Below are 18,456 nucleotides of genomic sequence, written 5' to 3' on the forward strand. Positions count from 1 at the left end.
TATTTGAACCGATCCCCACTTCGCGTACTGGAGTTTTGTTGTCATGCGCCTGGTCCAGCTCTCTCGTCATTCTCTTGCGTTCCCTTCTCCGGAAGGGGCGCTGCGTGAACCTAATGGTTTGCTGGCCCTCGGCGGCGATCTGAGCCCGTCGCGTTTATTAATGGCGTACCAGCGCGGGATTTTTCCGTGGTTTTCCCCCGGCGATCCGATCTTATGGTGGTCGCCCGATCCTCGTGCCGTCCTGTGGCCCGCGCGGTTTCATATCAGCCGCAGCATGAAGCGCTTTCATAACCATTCCCCCTATCGCGTCACCCTTAATCACGCCTTTGGTCAGGTGATCGAGGGGTGCGCCAGCGATCGCTTTGAAGGAACCTGGATCACCCCGGAGGTGATCGCTGCCTATCACCGCCTGCATGAGCTGGGTTACGCCCACTCGATTGAGGTGTGGGATAAGGACGAACTGGTGGGCGGGATGTACGGCGTGGCGCAGGGCACCTTGTTTTGCGGTGAGTCAATGTTCAGCCGGGCGGTGAATGCTTCCAAAACCGCCCTGCTGGTTTTCTGCGAACGCTTTACCCGCAGCGGCGGCCAGCTGATAGATTGCCAGGTGCTGAATGAGCATACCGCCTCGCTGGGTGCGGTTGAGATCTCCCGCCATGAATATCTGGATCAGCTGGCAACGCTGCGAATGCAGAAATTACCGCAGAATTTCTGGGTCCCCGGGACGTTATTTATGCCCCAAAGATAAATGTTTTCCGCATATTTTTCCTCAAGGTGCTATAATTCTGCCGCAGAGTAGGTTCTGCCTGTTGCCCCGCCGCCGTTTGGGAATAGTTCGCATCCGATAACGCCCTATCGTTTATCCTGCCACCTCCCCTTTACGTATGCGCTTTTCGTACGGTTCATCCGTGACGTCCGGGTAATACGCTGAAACTGCTTTGTTGCGTTTTAAACGCGCAAATCTTTACTTAATTGATGAATTTCGGCATTATCTTGCCGGTTCAAAACTTGGTAGTGATACCCCAGAGGATTAGATGGCCAAAGAAGACAATATTGAAATGCAGGGTACCGTTCTTGAAACGTTGCCTAACACCATGTTTCGCGTAGAACTGGAAAACGGTCACGTTGTTACCGCGCATATCTCCGGTAAAATGCGTAAGAACTATATCCGTATTCTGACGGGCGACAAAGTGACTGTTGAGCTGACCCCGTACGACCTGAGCAAAGGCCGCATTGTCTTCCGTAGTCGCTAAGAGTTTTTCGCCGCGAATGGCGTAGTGAGAATAATCAAGGCCGGGTAATCCCGGCCTTTTTGTTTTCTGTTACGCAGCGTTAAAACCAGATTTCGGTCTGCACGCCAAAGTTCCATGTCCCGCCCGCAGTGAACCCTGCACTGCCAAAGTCGTCGTTGATGGCATAGCGATCCAGCTCTCTGTCCCAGTTCATATAAGTGGCAAAAAGACGGATTTCCGGACGCGCTTTGATATCAAACACGTTGCCCACTTTGAACGTCGGGGCAAAGGTCAGCTTGTAAAAATCCCCTTTTACCGCCTGGTACTGGTTCATGTTACCGTCCGACCTGTAGGTGCGCCCGTTAGGATCCAGATCCATATACTGCCAGGATGCCTCATACAGCAGGGCAAAATGCGGAGTCAATGCCTGTGAGGCGCGAAGGTTAAAGGTCGCCCAGTCATAGCGGTCGCCGTCACGATAACGATCTTCGCTGTGCTGGGCGATCACCGACGGCGCAATTTCCCAGTTTTTCGCCACCGGCAAAATGCCGTAAGAGGCAAAGCGCAGAGAGGTGGCATTGTCCGTCAGATCGCCGTCGCTGCCCGGCTGACGCGCTTCGGCCCCCAGCCCGCCGCCAAATTGTAATGCGGTTTCCGATACTCCCTTCGTCAGGCCATAAAACTGCTGTTTATCATGATAAGCCAGCATCGCGTAGTAGCCGTTTTGCGCAGTGTTGTCGCTGCGCAGGGCATAGCTTCCGGTCGAGGAGGTATTGTCCTTAAGATCGTCATTGCCCTGGGCCGTCATCCCGGTCAGCATCAGCTGCCAGTTACCGTAGAAGTGGTTGGCGGTGAGCATCAGGTTCTGGATGTCGTTGTCTTCATAGTGCGAGCTGCCAAGATCGCCGAAATTGCGCCCATACAGGGAGTAGTCGCCTTTCAGGTTATTGGTCCACAGCACGTCGTAGATCCCGGCCCCGGTGCCGCCGAGGAACATGATGTCGCTGTCGGTAAAGTGAATATCAAAGTTATCGCGATCGAAACGTTTCCCGGCCCACAGATAAGCATTTTTCGCCGGGCCGGAAAACTCGGCGAAGTTGCCCATCTCGACGTACATCTGGCGCACGTTGATATGGTGGCTGTCGTTATCCTGCACCCAGGGATCGGGGTTGGTGGCGCCATCGGCAATCATGGTTTTGAAGTGCGCCCAGGAACCGTCATCGAAGGTCATGCGCTTGCCGAAGCTGAGCTCGATGTAGTTATCCTCTTCGTTACCCAGACGCCCGACGTGCGCGTCGCCATTCAGGGAACTGGCCGGTGAGACACCCGGACCGCCGCGCGCACCTTTGCCGTGGTTATTGATCAACAACCCTGAGCGAGCATAAGCATTAAATTCAAACCCGTCGCTGAGCGCGTTTTGCTTCTGCTTCTGCTTCTGGCTGACGGTCTCCACTTTCTTTTCGGTGGCCTGAGATTGCTGGCTCAGGGTGGCTAATTTTGCCTCCGCCTGCGAGGCGCGCCGTTCTGCCTCGGTAGTTCGTTGTTCCGCTGCGTTCAGCCGCTGCTCCAGCAGAGCCAGGCGTTGTTCCACGCTTTGCGCGTCGGCAAACACATATGAGGGCGAAAAAAGGGCGCAGCAAACCGCTGCGCTAATCACAGAGATACGCATAGATGTCCTGTTATCAGAAAGAGGTCAGATTAAATAGCGGCGGATTTTTTGAGTTCTGGTTGGTCGTCTGATGCGAAGATTCCGGCATCGAGATCGGCGCGGATCGCCCCGAAGCTGTCGTCGAGCCGGTAGAAGCGCCCGATCCAGATCATCGACGCCACGATTAACCCGGCGGGGATCCACAGGTAACAGGCCTGGATGGCCAGCAGGGCTGACGGGGTTTGCACCGCGTTTGCCACGTAACCGCCCGAGGAGAGCAGAAAACCGGTGATCGCCCCGGCCCCGGCCATTGCTACCTTACCGAGGAAACCGTTTATGGAGGTCAGAATACCTGCGGTATTAATCCCGGTTTTCCACACCCCGTAATCCACCGGATCGGCCTGCATCGAGAAGTAGATTGCGGTGCGCTGCCCCGCGCCAAGCGACAGAACAATTGCCCCGATGACCAGCCCCCAGTAGTTGACGCCGGCGACCATCATGATCCCCATGCCGACAAGGTTAACCGTGCTGGCGACCAGGTAAACATGGCGTTTTTTCATTAAGCCCGCGAGGAACGGCACCGTCAGCGTCCCGAGCAGCGGCACAAAGGAGGAGATCCCGGCCACCAGGGCGGTCAGCTCGCTGCTGCCCACATAATAGTGGAAGAAATAGACCAGCGCCCCCGTCTGGAAGAAGAAGGCCCCCCACATCAGGAAAATATTCAGTGCGAACACCTTCCACGGCGTGTTGGATTTCAGGCCGGTCCAGGCCCGTTTTAAGGTCATGCGCTCCTGAGTGATGCTGATTTTCTCCTCCACGTTGCGGAAGCTGATCAGCAGGAAGAAGGTGGCGATCACACCGAACACCACCGCGGTATAGAGAAACCCCTGCGCCTGATTGCCCTGCCCTAACGCCCCCACCAGCGGCAGCGTGGCGACCGCCACAATGGTGGAGCCCAGCGAGCCGAGAAGAATGCGCACTGCGGATAAGGTGGTGCGCTCCTGGGAATCCGCCGTCAGGAACGGCAGCATCGCGCAGAAGGGAATATTGACGATGGTGTAGAGGAACGAGAGGCACAGGTAGGTGATAAAGGCATACACCAGCTTCCCGGTGGTGCCAAAATCGGGCACGTAAAACGCCAGTATACACATCAGACCGAAAGGTATCGCGCCAAACAGCAACCACGGACGGCATCGTCCCCAGCGGGTGGTCGTGTTGTCGATCATCAGTCCCATTAACACGTCCGCCACGCCGTCCACCAGCCGCGTGACCAGGAACATAATCCCCACCCAGTAGGCCGGGAGGTTCATCACATCGGTATAAAAGAACATCAGGTACAGCGAGATTAACTGCCAGACCAGGTTACAGGAGAGATCGGCAATCCCGTAACCTAACCGTTGCCGCCATAGGGTAAAGAAGGTTTTAGCCATTTTGTTCACTTTATTGTTGTGTTATCAGAGGCCGAACTGGCGGATAAACCAGGCCGGGGTACAGCTCCAGGCATGGCAGTAACTGTTGATGAGCTTACTGCCATACGGGGAGAAGTCAGGTCTTTGCGGATCAAATAGTTCCCAGAAGGTGTCCGCCCCGTCATCCACCATCGCTCCCCAGTAGGCTTTGATCTCGACCACGGCACGCTCGCGCAAGCCGCATTTCAGCAGCGCGGCGATAAAGTGGTGGCGCAGATAGGGAGTATTCATGCCGATGGACGGCGGCGACTGAAGTAAATTCGTCATGACCTGTTGCTGGTGTTCCGCATCGCCCACGTCGGCCAACACCAGCCAGATTTGCGAGGCGGCGCTGATCTGGCGCGCTGAGCCGCTGACGTAAAAGCCGCTCGCTTCATCCCAGAGCTGATGCGCGGCACGTTTTACCAGAACCCGCTTTTCGTTCAGGAATGCAATCTGTTCAGGAGCGCAGACTTCCGCCAGCCGCACGGCTTTGTCGATGCAGTAGATCAGCACGCCCTGGGAGGCCGCCTGCTTGTTGAGTTGATCGTGCCAGTCGATAAATGACCACCAGTCATCGCTGTCTGTGACCAGGCCAGCTTCACACCGCGCTAACGCCAGTTCGACCTGTCGGAAGGCAATCGGCCACAGCTCGCGAGCGGTGGTCCTGTCCCCGGTCGACTTCAGATAGTTGTGCAGCGTATCGACAAAAAAGAGCGAATAATCAAACAGGAAAGTGTCATCCGCCATCACCTCGGGGCGGACAAAGATATTGGCTGAGACCATTCCATCCTCCCGACGATGACCGGCGAACAGGTACAGACAGCGGCGCACCAGATCGTGATTCGCAAAGGTGACGTCATTCACCAGCGCCTGCAGCCGGAGGTCACCCAGCCATAACCGGCGATCCCGCTTCGGCCCGTCCTCAAACACCTCCTGCATGCAGTTGCGCAGGGTTCGGACCGCCACTTCATCAATCTTTCGCAGCTGCGGGTCGGTGGCGTTGCAGGGTGGATATTCGTCCGGCGCGGAACTGACGCTATTTAGCGTGATTTGCTTAAAGCGCAGCTGATATTTTGGCGAGAGCGCCACAACCCGTACCTTCAGATAACGAAAACAGTAGCGGCGAGCGAGGGTAATATCCGCAGGCAGGACGTCAATATACTCATGATGTTGTTGCAACCAACTGCTGCTTAACCATCCCTGATAATCGCTGAAAGGCTCTGCCATTTCGCACAACGTTTCGCCAAAAATAAACTCCAGATGAGCGGGGGCATCCGGCGGGCTGCCTGCGGCTTTGCAGCTAAAATTTAACCAGCCAACGCCGTGGGTGCCAAAGTCCAGAATAAATGAATCTCCCGGGGAGAAAGGTTGCTTGAGCCAGGCGCTGGCATCGGCCACCTTTTCCGCACGCCAGCCGTGCAGGGCGTGACTGTCGGGAACAGTATTGATCACGCTGACGGGAGAAATCGCCTGCGAATAGAGTGTTGGCATCAATGCGCTGGCGGTGGCCAGGAGATGCTCGTCGCGATACATGGTGAGATTGTGATGTTGCTGAAGTGCCTGAGACATACTGCGCCCTCTGTAAGATTTCAGGCAGAATAGAGCTGATGGGGAGTTGAGAGCCACTCTCAGATTGCCAACCCCCGACGCAGGTTGGCAGTGTCAGTGAGGTCGGCCTGAGGATGTTCACATTTTGAAAAACAGGGCTTCTTAAGCCGGGGTAAATCAATTATCGTGCTCGCAGCTTTTCACATTGCAGGATAATTTATGAACACCTTAACCGTTGCGCATTATTTCAAATCCACAGACGATAAACTCGCCCTTTATAAAAGCGACCCGGAAGATAACAGCTGCGAACATTGTCATGAATTTGATGAACTGGTTATTGTTGAGCAAGGTCATGGCCTGCACATTATTAACGGACGCCCTCTCTATATTCAGCAAGGGGATATTTTTTACGTCCAGCGTGGCGACCACCATTTTTATGATGAGCTGGGTACACTCAAGCTGATTAATATCCTGATAAATCCTGTGGCTGAATTTGTTTTTTTACAGCACACCGGCTCCCTGCTGCAACGCTTCTCGGTCCGGGATGCCAGCTGCTACACCTGGCTGGCACCGGAGATCCGCATGCAGTGCAATTCCCTGATCGATAAAATATTCAGCGCCCAGCCGCTGCAGGTTGAACAGCGGGAGTCGCTCTTTTTCCAACTGGTGAATACGTTGCTGCAGGCGCAGTCTGACGTGAACCACAACAATACCCGCTATAAGTTGCATAAGCTGCTCAATCATCTGCAGGAAAACTGTTTTGAAGAATATGACTGGAACGATCTGGCTAAGCAGTTTCATTTAACCCCGCGCACGGCATTCCGCCATATTAAAGCCGCGACGGGCATGACGCCGGAAAATTATATTAAACACCTGCGGCTGGTCTCCGCCCGGGTTAAAGTCCGCGAAACCGATATGACTATTACCGAGATCGCCTTCCTGTGCGGTTTCGCCAACAGCAGCCATTTCAGTACCCTGTATAAAAAGGTCTTTTCAATTACCCCTAGCGAAGAGCGCAAACGGGCTGAAATGGCCGGTTAATGCGCCCGGATTCGCCAGGCGCAGGTGACGACTCAGTGAACATGCACCACGGTCAGATCGGCCAGCATCGCATGGCTGATCTCGTGCAGCAGACCGGTCAAATGCGGAAGCATATCGCGGTCAAAATGCGACACCAGCAGCACATGGTTTAACGCCCGGCAGTAATCGCACTGGGCTTCGGTGCTGTCCAGCAGCCACTCCTGTTTGTGCGCTGGCGGTATCTCATCCTCATCCAGCACGCGGAAATCGGTCATCGATTTTTCCAGCTCACTCCTGAATGCGTCCAGATATGCCGCAAGGCAGCGGCAGACGGGCTGCGTCTGCGGCAGCGAATTGCAATCGACCAGGATTTCGGTGAGCAGGTTGCAGCGCGCGGCAAGGGTGGAGAGATCGGGGGTGCTGAGTTCGAGTTCGCTATAAAGGTGAGCAATAGTTTGATTTTCCATATTCACAATTCCATATTAACGCTGAAAAACTACCACCTGAAACGCCAACTTCGGGTGGCAGACTGAACCGGATTGGCGTACCGACAATATGGAAAATCGGCGCTTCAAAAGAAGCCCCGGTTCAGCCCACCATAATTGAAGAAGCCCATTATAATCGCTACTTACAAAAGTGTGAACGAAACCTGTGGTGCTGCCATGGCAACATCATTTCCATATCTATGAGTCCAGGACGCCAATCCTGGCACCTGATTTTGCAGGTGCATCGCCATTTTATTACTGGGATTTTATCCAGCAATATCCTCGTTTAAATTCTGGATAACGCCTCGCAAAATTTTCATCTCCCCTACAGCAACACAAAAGTCAGAGGCAAACTTGCCACTCACAGCGGCACCCAGGTCCGGCTGAAAATCGCTGAGGCGTTGACCGCAGGCCGGGGCGAGGCGCATGGACGCGCCGAGAGGGCATAGCCTGCATGGATGCAGGCTGGTGCCCGACCCGAAAGCCGAAGGGAATAAGCCGAAGGGACCGCGAAGCGGCGATTTTCTTTGCCGGGAGCCGGGGTTGCCAGGGGGGAGGCGGCGAGCCCCCCTGGCACGTTCACGGGTGACGTGGTTTACAGAGAAGCAGCGAACGCAAGGTGAACGGAACCCCCACAGCCGCCACATGTTTCCACCGTGCATTGCCCGGCGGCGCTGCGCTTGCACGGGCCTACAAAATGCACAATATAAAAGCCATAAAAAAACCGGGCTTTCGCCCGGTTTTTATCATCACTCTATAAGCTTAGTGAGCCGCTTCCGGCTTATGCTTCGCCGCACTCTGGAAGTCATACGTCAGCTCGTTCTTCGCCTGATCCAGCGCCACGGTCACCTGACCCCCATCCACCAGCGAACCAAACAGCAGTTCGTTAGCCAACGGTTTTTTCAGGTTGTCCTGGATGACACGCGCCATCGGACGCGCACCCATCGCACGGTCGTAGCCTTTCTCAGCCAGCCAGTCGCGGGCTTCCTGACTCACTTCCAGGGAAACCCCTTTCTGATCCAGCTGGACCTGCAGCTCGACGATGAACTTATCCACCACCTGATGAATCACCTCGGTAGACAGGTGATCGAACCAGATAATGTTGTCCAGACGGTTACGGAACTCCGGCGTAAAGACCTTCTTGATCTCTTCCATCGCATCGGTGCTGTTATCCTGGTGAATCAGGCCGATGGATTTACGCTCGGTCTCACGTACCCCGGCGTTGGTGGTCATCACCATCACCACGTTGCGGAAGTCCGCCTTGCGCCCGTTGTTGTCGGTTAGCGTCCCGTTATCCATTACCTGCAGCAGCAGGTTAAAGACGTCCGGGTGCGCTTTCTCGATCTCATCGAGCAGCAGAACCGCGTGCGGATGCTTGATCACCGCGTCGGTGAGCAGGCCGCCCTGATCAAAGCCCACGTAGCCCGGAGGCGCACCGATCAGTCGGCTGACGGTGTGACGCTCCATATACTCGGACATATCAAAGCGCAGCAGCTCAATACCCAGCGCTTTGGAGAGCTGAACCGTCACCTCGGTTTTCCCCACCCCGGTCGGGCCGGCGAACAGGAAGGAACCGACAGGCTTGTGCTCATGCCCCAGCCCGGCGCGGGCCATCTTGATGGCTTCGGTTAAGGCCTCAATGGCTTTATCCTGACCAAAGACCAGCATTTTCAGGCGATCGCCGAGGTTTTTCAGCGTATCGCGGTCGCTCTGAGAAACGCTCTTCTCAGGAATACGCGCGATGCGGGCCACCACGGATTCGATATCCGCCACATTGACCGTTTTCTTGCGCTTGCTGACCGGCATCAGACGCGCACGCGCGCCCGCTTCGTCGATCACGTCAATCGCTTTATCCGGCAGATGACGGTCGTTGATGTATTTCACCGCCAGCTCCACCGCCGCACGCACCGCTTTGGCGGTATAACGCACGTCGTGGTGCGCCTCGTACTTCGGTTTCAGGCCGTTGATGATCTGCACCGTTTCTTCAACCGACGGTTCAGTAATGTCGATTTTCTGGAAGCGACGCGCCAGGGCGCGGTCTTTTTCGAAAATATTGCTGAATTCCTGGTAGGTGGTCGAGCCAATCACCCGGATTTTGCCGCTGGAGAGCAGCGGTTTAATCAGGTTGGCAGCATCCACCTGGCCACCCGATGCCGCACCGGCACCAATGATGGTATGGATCTCGTCGATAAACAGGATGCTGTTAGTATCTTGCTCCAGCTGTTTCAGCAACGCTTTGAAACGTTTTTCAAAATCACCGCGGTATTTGGTCCCCGCCAGCAGGGAACCGATATCCAGCGAATAGATGGTGCAATCAGCGATCACTTCCGGGACGTCGCCCTGCACAATGCGCCAGGCCAGCCCTTCGGCGATGGCGGTTTTACCGACGCCCGATTCCCCCACCAGCAGCGGGTTGTTCTTGCGGCGGCGGCACAGTACCTGAATCGCCCGTTCCAGCTCTTTTTCGCGGCCAATCAGCGGGTCAATACCGCCGACGCGGGCAAGCTGGTTAAGATTGGTGGTGAAGTTTTCCATACGTTCCTCCCCGCCTGCCTGCTCTTCGCTGTTGACCTGATGGCCGGAATCCGATGCCTGATTCGGCTCGTCTTTTCGCGTTCCGTGAGAGATGAAGTTCACCACATCAAGGCGGCTGACTTCGTGTTTGCGCAGCAGATAGGCGGCTTGCGACTCCTGCTCGCTGAAGATGGCAACCAGCACGTTGGCACCGGTGACTTCGCTACGTCCGGAGGACTGGACGTGAAATACCGCACGCTGGAGTACACGCTGGAAGCTGAGCGTCGGCTGCGTGTCGCGCTCCTCTTCACTGACGGGCAGTACAGGTGTGGTCTGTTCGATGAAGGCTTCAAGTTCCTGACGCAGCGCCACCAGGTCCACGGAGCAGGCTTCAAGCGCTTCGCGGGCGGATGGATTGCTGAGCAGTGCGAGCAGCAGGTGCTCGACCGTCATAAACTCATGTCGGTGCTCACGCGCTCTGGCGAAAGCCATGTTTAAACTGAGTTCCAGTTCTTGATTGAGCATAGGCACCTCCCCCAATTTTCATTGCCTTATTCAGGCTTTTTCCAGCGTACACAGCAACGGATGCTCGTTCTCCCTTGCATACTGGTTCACCATCGCCACCTTCGTCTCTGCGACTTCTGCAGTAAAAACACCGCAGATGGCTTTGCCATGATAGTGAACGGTAAGCATCAGTTGCGTTGCACGTTCTACATCATAAGAAAAGAACTTTTGTAGCACGTCAATAACAAATTCCATCGGCGTGTAGTCATCGTTCATTAACATAACTTTATACATAGATGGCGGTTTTAGCGCGTCGCGCACTTTATCTTCCGCCAGCTTGTCGAAATCGAGCCAGTCGTTCGTCTTACCCATTGTCTGTCGTCATCTTCGTTTACGGTCTCCGGTCGCGGTTCTGATGCTGACAGGAGGCTATACATAACCTGAATCTACCTCAGATGTCAGATAACTCACATCTATTATTGCCATCCGCGATGTCTGTCACAATACCCACCAATAGCGTTAACTGCTTCAAATTTTGACGCATTTTCCCCCTCCCATCCCCGGCAAATGCTTGACGCTGCCTTTGGTTTATCTAAATTGTACAGGCGTGAGTTGGCGAGGTTTTGAACAGCCCCCACTCCAGCACCGGTTCATTACATCTAACTCAATAAGATTTACGAAGGATGTCGAAGCATGGAAACGGGTACAGTTAAGTGGTTCAACAACGCCAAAGGGTTTGGTTTTATCTGCCCTGAAGGCGGCGGCGAAGACATCTTCGCGCATTACTCCACCATTCAGATGGATGGTTACAGAACGCTGAAGGCCGGACAAGCCGTCCGGTTCGATGTACACCTCGGGCCAAAAGGCAATCATGCCAGCGTTATTGTGCCCATCGAAGCAGAAGTGGTGGCATAGCCCTCTGTTTCATTGTGTACACCCCGCACTCAAAATGCCAGCCCGATGCGCTGGCATTTTTATTTGTGGGCTTCCGTGCGGTCTGGTGCCCGGCGGCGCTGCGCTTGCGCGGGCCTACAAATCCTTGTGGGCTGCTGTGCGAGCTGACGCCCGGCGGCGCTACGCTTGCGCGGGCCTACGAATCCTTGTGGGCTGCTGTGCGAGCTGACGCCCGGCGGCGCTGCGCTTGTACGGGCCTACGAACTTTTGTAGGCCGGGTAAGGCGTAGCCGCCACCCGGCAACAGGCTCACTCCCGGGCTAACGCATCCACCGGATCCAGCCGCGCCGCATTTCTTGCCGGCAGCCAGCCAAACAGCACCCCGGTAAAGGTAGAACAAAGAAAGGCCGTTAACAGCGCCATCGGTGAAAAACCAATTTCCCAGCCGGGTAAAAACAGCTGCAGCGTGAAGGCAATTAACAGGGAGAGCGAAATCCCCAGCGCGCCGCCTACCAGACAGACCAGCACCGCCTCAATTAAAAACTGCTGCAGCACGTCGCTGGCCCGGGCGCCGACCGCCATGCGGATGCCGATTTCGCGCGTGCGCTCCGTCACCGACACCAGCATGATATTCATCACCCCAATTCCCCCGACCAGCAGAGAGATAATCGCCACCAGCGTGAGGAAGAGCTGAAGAGTACGTGTGGTCTTTTCCGCCGTTTTCAAGAGCCCGTCCATGTTCCAGGTGAAGAAATCCTTCTTCCCGTGGCGCAGGGTCAGCAGGCGCTCGAGCTGTTGTTCCGCCTGGGCGCTGTCGTAGCCCTCTTTCACCCGGACGGTGATCGAGTTCAGCCATGACTGCCCCATAATGCGTCCTGAGATGGTGGTATACGGCAGCCAGACGCGCAAAATCTTGCTGCTGCCAAACATCGACTGCTTCTCCTCCGCCACGCCGATCACCGTTGCAGGCATATTGCCCACCAGGATAATTTCGCCCACCACCTTCGCTTTATTGGGGAACAGCTGTCGCCGGGAGTTGGCATCCAGCACCACCACCTGCGCCCGGCCCGCCAGCTGTTCCGCATTGAAGGTGCCCCCTTCGCTGAAGGTCATACCGTAGACGTTAAAGTAATCGCCGCTGACGCCGTTAGCGCTGGCGGCCACGTCGATGTTGGCGTAACGCAGACGCAGGTTCTGCGACACCGCCGGGGTGGCGGAGTTGACCCAGGGCTGCTTCTGGATAGCGGTCAGATCGTCATATTTCAGCGCCTGCTGATACTGCGGCTCATCGTCGCCAAAGTCTTTGCCGGGATAGACGTCGATGGTGTTGGTGCCGATGGAGCGTATGTCCGACAGCACCAGCTGTTTGGCGGCATCCCCCACCACCACAATCGATACCACCGAGGCGATACCGATAATGATCCCGAGCATGGTCAACAGGGTACGCATCTTATTGGCGGCCATCGCCAGCCAGGCCATGGTCAGCGCTTCACGGAAACTGCTGGCAAACTGCCGCCAGCCGGACGGCGGCGGTAGCGCCACCTCCTGACGCCGGGTGGCGTTAAGGCCGGGCGGTGGATTGCTGACCAGCTCGCCGTCGTGGATCTCCACGATCCGCCCGGCCTGCGCGGCCACCTGCGGATCGTGGGTGACGATGATCACCGTATGCCCCTGATCCCGCAGCTGGTGCAGGATCGCCATGACCTCTTCCCCGGAGTGGCTGTCCAGCGCCCCGGTCGGTTCATCGGCAAGGATCACCTGCCCGCCGTTCATCAGCGCCCGGGCGATACTCACCCGCTGCTGCTGGCCACCGGAGAGCTGCGAAGGCTGGTAATCGACCCGCTCCCCCAGCCCCAGCCGGGTAAGCAGCGCCTGCGCCCGCTCAAGCCGTTTTTTGCGCTCCACGCCGGCATAGACCGCCGGGACTTCGACGTTTTGCGCCGCGCTCAGGTGCGAGAGCAGGTGGTAACGCTGGAAGATAAAGCCGAAATGTTCCCGCCGCAGTTTGGCCAGCGCGTCGCTGTCGAGGGTGGCGACATCGGTCCCGGCCACCCGGTAGGTGCCGCTGGTGGGTTTATCCAGACAGCCAAGAATATTCATCAGGGTGGATTTACCGGAGCCCGAGGCCCCGACAATCGCCACCATCTCCCCGGCCTCGACCCGCAGGGTGATGCCTTTCAGCACCTCCACCGGCCCGTCGCCGGAGGGGTAGCTCCTGCGGATATCATTCAGCTCCAGCAGGGCCGTCATTTGGCCGCCCCGGGCTGGCTCTCGCTGATGACCACCTCTTCACCCTCTTCCAGCCCTTTCACCACCACCACGTCGGTGTCGTTGCGCGCGCCGAGGCTCACCTCACGCTCGCGCGTCTCGCCGCTACGCAGCACCTTCACGTTGTAGCGGTTGTCGCCTACGGGTTCACCCAGCGCCGCCAGCGGAATGGTCAGCACGTTTTTAACCCCGGCCAACTGGATATGCACCTGAGCGGTCATGTCCAGACGCAGCCCCCCCTGCGGGTTAGGCACTTCAAAGCGGGCGTGATAGAAGATGGCGTCGTTGACCTTCTCCGGGGTCGGGAGAATGTCTTTCAGCACCCCTTCGTAGCGGGTTTGCGGATCTCCCAGCACGGTAAACCAGGCTTTTTGCCCTGGTTTAAGGTGAATGACATCCGCCTCGGAGACCTGGGCTTTCACCAGCATGGTGCCCATATCCGCCAAAGTCAGGATGTTCGGCGCCTGCTGGGCGGCAATCACCGTCTGCCCCTGCAGGGTGGTGATTTGCGTCACTTCCCCGGCCATCGGGGCGACGATACGGGTGTAATCAAGGTTGGTTTTGGCGCTGTCCAGCGAGGCCTGGTTGCGTTTGATCTGCGCATCGATGGTGCCAATCTGCGCCTGCTTGACCGCCAGCTCCGTAACCGAGGTATCCAGATCCTGCTGCGAGATCGCCTGGGTCGTAGCCAGCTGCCGCTGACGGTTCAGGGTCACCTGGGCCAGCTTACGCTCCGCTTCAGCCTGGCTGCGCTGGGCGCGCAGCTCCATCAGGGTCGCCTCCACCTCTTTAATCTGGTTTTCGGCCTGCTCCGGATCGATGACCCCCAGCAGCTGCCCTTTTTTCACTTTGTCGCCAATCTCCACCGACAGCGTTTTCAGCTGCCCGCTGACCTGCGCGCCCACGTCCACCTTGCGCAGCGCGTCCAGCTTGCCGGTGGCGAGCACGCTTTGCTGCAGCTCGCCCGGACGGACAATCAGCGTTTGATAGTGCGGCACCGGGGCGTTAAGCACCCGCCACAGCCAGAATCCAGCCACCAGTACAATCAGCACCAGCAGCAGAAACAGCTTCCTGCGTTTTCCCTTAAAGTTCATAAATATTCCAAATAGCTATTCTGGCTTACATAACTGTTGATTCTAACTAAACCGTTCCTCAACGAAACCCCTGCTTTTCAGGATGGTTGAAAATCGTTGAGGAGAGGTTGATAAAACCCCTGCTGAAATAAAGATCTGGCAACAAGACCGGAATTTATTATGTCATCCATCGCAGAGTCATCTTATACACACCAGCCACACCCCAAATCGGGCTGGCAACTGTTTCAACGTCTGGCATCCGGGACATTAACCCCCGGCCTTGCCTGGCGCAATCCGGCCTACCGCCGCAAGTTTATGCTGCGATCGCTGATGACGCCATTCAGCACCGCCCGCCTGCTGACTAACCTGGCAAAACAGCCGCAGTTACTGCAGCTGTTGCAGGTTCAGCCTGGGCTTCCCTGCCGCCTGCACCGCCCGTGGTTGTCCGTTGCCATCAACCGTCAGCAAACCCTGCAGGCGCTGAACTGGCACTATCAGACGATGCAGCGCCAGCTTCCGGCCGCGCTGATGAACGGCTATCTCTCCCGGGAAGGGGTGACGTTGCTGACCCTGACCGGCAAAGACGAGCAGCAGTTTACCCTGCGCCTGTGCGCCGATGCTTTTCTGGATAAAGAGGGCGAAGCCACGCTGGCGTTTTGCGACGCACAGCAGACGGTGCTGGCAGAGATGACCTTTACGCTGTGCCAGATTAACGGCACCGCGACGCTGTTTATCGGCGGGATGCAGGGGGCAAAAGCCTTTGTGCCGCACGAGGCGATCCAGAGCGCCACCAAAGCCTGTCACGGCCTGTTCCCGAAACGCCTGCTGGTGGAAGCCGCCATGACGCTGGGCCATGTCCTTGCCGTGGAGCAGATCGTTGCCGTCAGCAACAGCACCCATATTTACCGCAGCTGGCGCTATCGCAAGAAAAAAGAGGGCAAACTGCTGGCCGATTACGACAGCTTCTGGCTGTCGCTCGGTGGAGAGCGCGACGATGAGGGCAACTTCAGGCTGCCGCTCGCCATGCCGCGCAAACCGATGGAAGAGATTGCCAGCAAAAAGCGCGCCGAGTACCGCCGCCGCTTTGCCCTGCTGGACAGCCTGATCGATCAGGTCAACCAGGCAACCCGCCGTTAATCAGCTCTCCCGCGCGCCAGCCACAGCACGCGGGAGAACATTTTCCGCAACAGGGTTGGCACCGCCTCAACCCCGCGCCGCCCGGCCTCCATCGCCACTTCAATCGCCAGATCGGGTTTCGACGAGCGGTGAATGGCCTTCACGATCACCCGCCGCATGTTCATCGGAACATCGTCGGGGATCATCGCCACCCGGTGAAAGACGTCCGAGAAGCCCTGGCGGTACATGAAGTGCTCCATGTCCATAGCGGGGAGCATCGTCAGGTGCTCCCGCTCCTCTTCCCGGTCGTTATTGATCAGCCCGCGCACGGTAGCGGCATATTTCTTACCCGCTTCGTCGCCGTCCACCAGCACGTGCCACTCGATGCCCATCCGCCGGGCAAATTTGATCAGCGGTTTTAAGCCCGACTGGGCAAACTCAATCACCTTGATCCCCTCGGCATCGAAGTGGTGGCCGCACTGGCGGGCCAGCTCGTTAATCACCCAGGTTTCCGTCTCCCCTTCCACCAGCAGCCAGCAGCGGGCGAACAGGGAGGAGGCGCGATTAAAGCGAATATGGAAGGCGATCCGCCGGTTGTCTTCGGCGTTCATCCCCCCGGGTCCCAGGCGGAAGGCGGAGACGCGCGACGATTCGCGTACCAGGCGACAGACGTGCTCGACCGGGGTTAACGACAGCAGCTCGCCGGAGTTGGTGGTGGTGATGCGCTGCAACGGCAGCAGATTCAGCAGGTGCCACGCCACCGAGAGCATAATGGGGTGCAGGCGCGTTTCGGGATCTTCTACCAGCAGCAGCGGGCGGGCATCCCGGTCCAGCCGGACGGTGCCTTTGGCCTGCAATAGCGTCGAGAAGAGTCCCAGCAGGATCACCCGGTGCGAACGGCCGCCAGGCCTGTCAATCATCCGGTTGATGATATCGAGATAGCGCCAGCTACGCTGTTCGTCATGGGAGCGCCGCCGCATCAGCCGGTTGCGGACCGGCGAAGATCCCTGCTCGGAGAAGTAGTGCTCCAGCAGCTGCACCATCGCCGACAGCCCCTGGCGGATCTGGCCATCGGTTAAATTTTGCGGGCGGGCCACCAGCTCCCGGGCCAGATAATCCAGCTCGCGAGCGGTCACTTCCACGTCGGGCATATTGGGCACCGCGCCGTTGCGGATCCGGCGCATAAAGCGGGCGTCCCGCAGGCGCAGCACCGGCATCAGACGCACCAGATGGCGCGCGAGCGCGTCGATATCCGCCAGCGGCAGAGCATTACCGTCGGTATCGAGAAAACCACGCAGGGTCAGCACGCTGTCGTCGTCCGCCAGCTCGCCCTCCAGACGGTAAAAAATGCGCTGATAGCCGTCCTCACAGGGCACCCAGCAGTCGGCAAGGGGGCGATAGCGACGGACGCGATGACGGCCCGGCTCGGATTCACGGAAGGTGAGAATGATATGCAGATGGTGTTCGCGCCCCAGCAGATCCCCGGGCGGGAACCAGAAGTCTTCCCGGACAAAATGGTACAGATCCGATTCCGGAGAGAGCAGCAGCGTCAGGGCATCCAGCAGGCTGGATTTACCCCAGGCGTTTTCCCCGATCAGCACGTTATTGTGCTCAAGCACCAACGACAATCTGTTGATGCCGCGAAACCCTACAATTTCCACACGTTCCAGCAACATATACCCTCCGGGAAATTCCTGGTTTTTCCTTTAAGTTATCCGGAGTATAGCTTTCTGGGTGCGCTGAGAATACGGGCAAACAAAAATGGGGAAGCATGCTCCCCCATTAAGACATTAGCGGTAATTAGCCGCGACGAAACAGAGAGTTGAAGATGCTGGAGGCAGCATTCACGCCGGTTTCGATGATCATACCGATACCACGACCCAGGGTTTGAGCGGCTTCGCTTGGCTGCGTACCCACATCCACACCGATCAGGCCCAGACCCGTATCAACTACTTTACCAATACCCAGACCCAGCGCAGCGGCCGCATCTGCAATAAAACCGGCACCGGATACGTTTTCAATTTCCTGTTGGTTTAATTCACGCATTGCACAATCCTTATTTCAATGTTGTTTATGTCTACAGTTAAAATTCCCGTCGGTCATCAGTACGAATGTTGACCCGGTCATTTCAGGGGCGGATGCTAATTACCGATATAATTAATGTCAACGCATCAGATTTTATTCAGAAAAGAGCCCGGATAACCAATCACTGGACCAATATAAATAGCGTTATAACGGTTGACCTATTGAAATAAGGAATCACCTGTCATTGCTCTAAATCAAATTTTATAGATTTATTCTACTGGTGAAGGGGAGCATGCATTTCTAAAATAACAGCGCTTTTTATGTCGCGATTATTTTGTAGCGATAAGTACTGCGTACCGGATAGTCGCAGTTTTTTTTATTTTTGAGGTGGATATGTTCAGAAAATTAGCAGCTGAATGTTTTGGTACATTCTGGTTAGTCTTTGGTGGTTGCGGCAGTGCAGTGCTGGCCGCAGCGTTTCCGGAATTAGGGATTGGTTTTGTCGGTGTTTCTCTGGCCTTCGGCTTTACGGTATTAACCATGGCGTATGCCGTAGGGCATATTTCCGGCGGGCATTTTAACCCGGCGGTGACATTAGGCCTGTGGGCGGGCGGCCGTTTTCCGGGTAATGGTGCCAACTTACTGATTTAGTGTACGATGGTGTTTTTGAGGTGCTCCC

The 18,456-nt window shown here is 56.6% G+C and carries 16 protein-coding genes and 1 pseudogene; 7 read left to right on the forward strand and 10 right to left on the reverse strand.

The features are described 5' to 3' along the window. Positions 1-43 precede the first annotated feature (43 nt). The 3 genes and pseudogenes from aat to infA all read left to right on the forward strand — a co-directional run bounded on the left by aat (position 44) and on the right by infA (position 1,253). Positions 44-748 (forward strand): leucyl/phenylalanyl-tRNA--protein transferase, encoded by a 705-nt coding sequence (aat, locus tag LRS40_RS22675; RefSeq protein WP_142488899.1) that lies wholly within the window; start codon positions 44-46, stop codon positions 746-748. Positions 749-921: 173 nt separating this feature from the next. After that, a pseudogene (locus LRS40_RS22680) lies at positions 922-1,107 on the forward strand (hypothetical protein); the annotation flags it as partial. Continuing rightward, complete coding sequence (gene infA, locus LRS40_RS22685) at positions 1,035-1,253, forward strand: translation initiation factor IF-1 (protein WP_001040187.1); 219 nt, start codon at positions 1,035-1,037, stop codon at positions 1,251-1,253. The pseudogene LRS40_RS22680 and the gene infA, both read left to right, overlap by 73 nt. A 79-nt stretch (positions 1,254-1,332) precedes the next feature. Here infA and LRS40_RS22690 read toward each other — a convergent pair whose 3' ends face one another. The 3 genes from LRS40_RS22690 to LRS40_RS22700 are packed head-to-tail and all read right to left on the reverse strand — an operon-like array spanning position 1,333 to position 5,900. After that, positions 1,333-2,901, reverse strand: coding sequence for a carbohydrate porin (locus LRS40_RS22690; RefSeq protein WP_231312750.1), 1,569 nt, complete (start codon positions 2,899-2,901; stop codon positions 1,333-1,335). A 29-nt stretch (positions 2,902-2,930) separates the two neighbouring features. After that, positions 2,931-4,310 (reverse strand): MFS transporter, encoded by a 1,380-nt coding sequence (locus LRS40_RS22695; RefSeq protein ID WP_142488897.1) that lies wholly within the window; start codon positions 4,308-4,310, stop codon positions 2,931-2,933. A gap of 24 nt (positions 4,311-4,334) precedes the next feature. After that, on the reverse strand, positions 4,335-5,900 hold the full coding sequence (locus LRS40_RS22700) for a family 78 glycoside hydrolase catalytic domain (RefSeq protein ID WP_142488896.1): 1,566 nt from the start codon (positions 5,898-5,900) through the stop codon (positions 4,335-4,337). Positions 5,901-6,098: 198 nt separating this feature from the next. Here LRS40_RS22700 and LRS40_RS22705 point away from each other — a divergent pair, with 198 nt between their 5' ends. After that, a complete protein-coding gene (locus LRS40_RS22705; RefSeq protein WP_142488895.1) occupies positions 6,099-6,920 on the forward strand; it encodes a helix-turn-helix domain-containing protein in 822 nt (273 codons plus the stop codon). Positions 6,921-6,952: 32 nt separating this feature from the next. On the opposite strand, the gene LRS40_RS22710 is transcribed toward LRS40_RS22705, so the two are convergent. From LRS40_RS22710 to clpS, 3 genes are all read right to left on the reverse strand, one after another. Further along, on the reverse strand, positions 6,953-7,366 hold the full coding sequence (locus tag LRS40_RS22710) for a hypothetical protein (protein WP_231312751.1): 414 nt from the start codon (positions 7,364-7,366) through the stop codon (positions 6,953-6,955). 780 nt (positions 7,367-8,146) lie between these two features. Then, positions 8,147-10,423, reverse strand: a complete 2,277-nt coding sequence (clpA, locus tag LRS40_RS22715) for an ATP-dependent Clp protease ATP-binding subunit ClpA (RefSeq protein WP_032617326.1) — start codon at positions 10,421-10,423, stop codon at positions 8,147-8,149. A gap of 30 nt (positions 10,424-10,453) precedes the next feature. Beyond that, entirely contained in the window at positions 10,454-10,774 is a 321-nt protein-coding gene (gene clpS / locus LRS40_RS22720; RefSeq protein WP_032617325.1) for an ATP-dependent Clp protease adapter ClpS, read from the reverse strand. 321 nt (positions 10,775-11,095) lie between these two features. Here clpS and cspD point away from each other — a divergent pair, with 321 nt between their 5' ends. Beyond that, a complete protein-coding gene (gene cspD / locus LRS40_RS22725; protein ID WP_032617324.1) occupies positions 11,096-11,317 on the forward strand; it encodes a cold shock-like protein CspD in 222 nt (73 codons plus the stop codon). A 287-nt stretch (positions 11,318-11,604) separates the two neighbouring features. Here cspD and macB read toward each other — a convergent pair whose 3' ends face one another. Together macB and macA are read right to left on the reverse strand one after the other, a co-directional pair. Continuing rightward, the gene (gene macB / locus LRS40_RS22730; RefSeq protein ID WP_231312752.1) at positions 11,605-13,545 is read right to left on the reverse strand and encodes a macrolide ABC transporter ATP-binding protein/permease MacB; all 1,941 of its coding nucleotides are present in this window, start codon (positions 13,543-13,545) and stop codon (positions 11,605-11,607) included. Then, on the reverse strand, positions 13,542-14,657 hold the full coding sequence (gene macA, locus LRS40_RS22735) for a macrolide transporter subunit MacA (protein ID WP_231312753.1): 1,116 nt from the start codon (positions 14,655-14,657) through the stop codon (positions 13,542-13,544). Before macA ends, macB begins: the two co-directional genes overlap by 4 nt. A 159-nt stretch (positions 14,658-14,816) precedes the next feature. On the opposite strand from macA, the gene LRS40_RS22740 reads away from it, so the two are divergent. After that, on the forward strand, positions 14,817-15,773 hold the full coding sequence (locus LRS40_RS22740) for a VirK/YbjX family protein (protein ID WP_231312754.1): 957 nt from the start codon (positions 14,817-14,819) through the stop codon (positions 15,771-15,773). On the opposite strand, the gene LRS40_RS22745 is transcribed toward LRS40_RS22740, so the two are convergent. Further along, entirely contained in the window at positions 15,770-17,428 is a 1,659-nt protein-coding gene (locus LRS40_RS22745; protein WP_231312755.1) for an ATP-dependent endonuclease, read from the reverse strand. The two genes, LRS40_RS22740 and LRS40_RS22745, sit on opposite strands and share 4 nt — an antisense overlap. A gap of 124 nt (positions 17,429-17,552) precedes the next feature. After that, on the reverse strand, positions 17,553-17,798 hold the full coding sequence (locus LRS40_RS22750; RefSeq protein WP_231312756.1) for a hypothetical protein: 246 nt from the start codon (positions 17,796-17,798) through the stop codon (positions 17,553-17,555). 372 nt (positions 17,799-18,170) lie between these two features. Between LRS40_RS22750 and LRS40_RS22755 the strand changes: the two genes are divergently transcribed. Further along, positions 18,171-18,428 (forward strand): aquaporin, encoded by a 258-nt coding sequence (locus LRS40_RS22755; RefSeq protein WP_370649933.1) that lies wholly within the window; start codon positions 18,171-18,173, stop codon positions 18,426-18,428. Positions 18,429-18,456 lie beyond the last annotated feature (28 nt).

The sequence above is a fragment of the Leclercia sp. G3L genome (assembly GCF_021117075.1).
Lineage (GTDB): Bacteria > Pseudomonadota > Gammaproteobacteria > Enterobacterales > Enterobacteriaceae > Enterobacter > Enterobacter adecarboxylatus_C.

What these genes read in the sequence shown, in the direction of transcription:
- aat (WP_142488899.1), top strand. Translation starts at nt 44, where the DNA reads ATGCGCCTGGTCCAGCTCTCTCGTCATTCTCTTGCGTTCCCTTCTCCG.
- infA (WP_001040187.1), top strand. Translation starts at nt 1,035, where the DNA reads ATGGCCAAAGAAGACAATATTGAAATGCAGGGTACCGTTCTTGAAACG.
- LRS40_RS22690 (WP_231312750.1), bottom strand. Translation starts at nt 2,901, where the DNA reads ATGCGTATCTCTGTGATTAGCGCAGCGGTTTGCTGCGCCCTTTTTTCG.
- LRS40_RS22695 (WP_142488897.1), bottom strand. Translation starts at nt 4,310, where the DNA reads ATGGCTAAAACCTTCTTTACCCTATGGCGGCAACGGTTAGGTTACGGG.
- LRS40_RS22700 (WP_142488896.1), bottom strand. Translation starts at nt 5,900, where the DNA reads ATGTCTCAGGCACTTCAGCAACATCACAATCTCACCATGTATCGCGAC.
- LRS40_RS22705 (WP_142488895.1), top strand. Translation starts at nt 6,099, where the DNA reads ATGAACACCTTAACCGTTGCGCATTATTTCAAATCCACAGACGATAAA.
- LRS40_RS22710 (WP_231312751.1), bottom strand. Translation starts at nt 7,366, where the DNA reads ATGGAAAATCAAACTATTGCTCACCTTTATAGCGAACTCGAACTCAGC.
- clpA (WP_032617326.1), bottom strand. Translation starts at nt 10,423, where the DNA reads ATGCTCAATCAAGAACTGGAACTCAGTTTAAACATGGCTTTCGCCAGA.
- clpS (WP_032617325.1), bottom strand. Translation starts at nt 10,774, where the DNA reads ATGGGTAAGACGAACGACTGGCTCGATTTCGACAAGCTGGCGGAAGAT.
- cspD (WP_032617324.1), top strand. Translation starts at nt 11,096, where the DNA reads ATGGAAACGGGTACAGTTAAGTGGTTCAACAACGCCAAAGGGTTTGGT.
- macB (WP_231312752.1), bottom strand. Translation starts at nt 13,545, where the DNA reads ATGACGGCCCTGCTGGAGCTGAATGATATCCGCAGGAGCTACCCCTCC.
- macA (WP_231312753.1), bottom strand. Translation starts at nt 14,657, where the DNA reads ATGAACTTTAAGGGAAAACGCAGGAAGCTGTTTCTGCTGCTGGTGCTG.
- LRS40_RS22740 (WP_231312754.1), top strand. Translation starts at nt 14,817, where the DNA reads ATGTCATCCATCGCAGAGTCATCTTATACACACCAGCCACACCCCAAA.
- LRS40_RS22745 (WP_231312755.1), bottom strand. Translation starts at nt 17,428, where the DNA reads ATGTTGCTGGAACGTGTGGAAATTGTAGGGTTTCGCGGCATCAACAGA.
- LRS40_RS22750 (WP_231312756.1), bottom strand. Translation starts at nt 17,798, where the DNA reads ATGCGTGAATTAAACCAACAGGAAATTGAAAACGTATCCGGTGCCGGT.
- LRS40_RS22755 (WP_370649933.1), top strand. Translation starts at nt 18,171, where the DNA reads ATGTTCAGAAAATTAGCAGCTGAATGTTTTGGTACATTCTGGTTAGTC.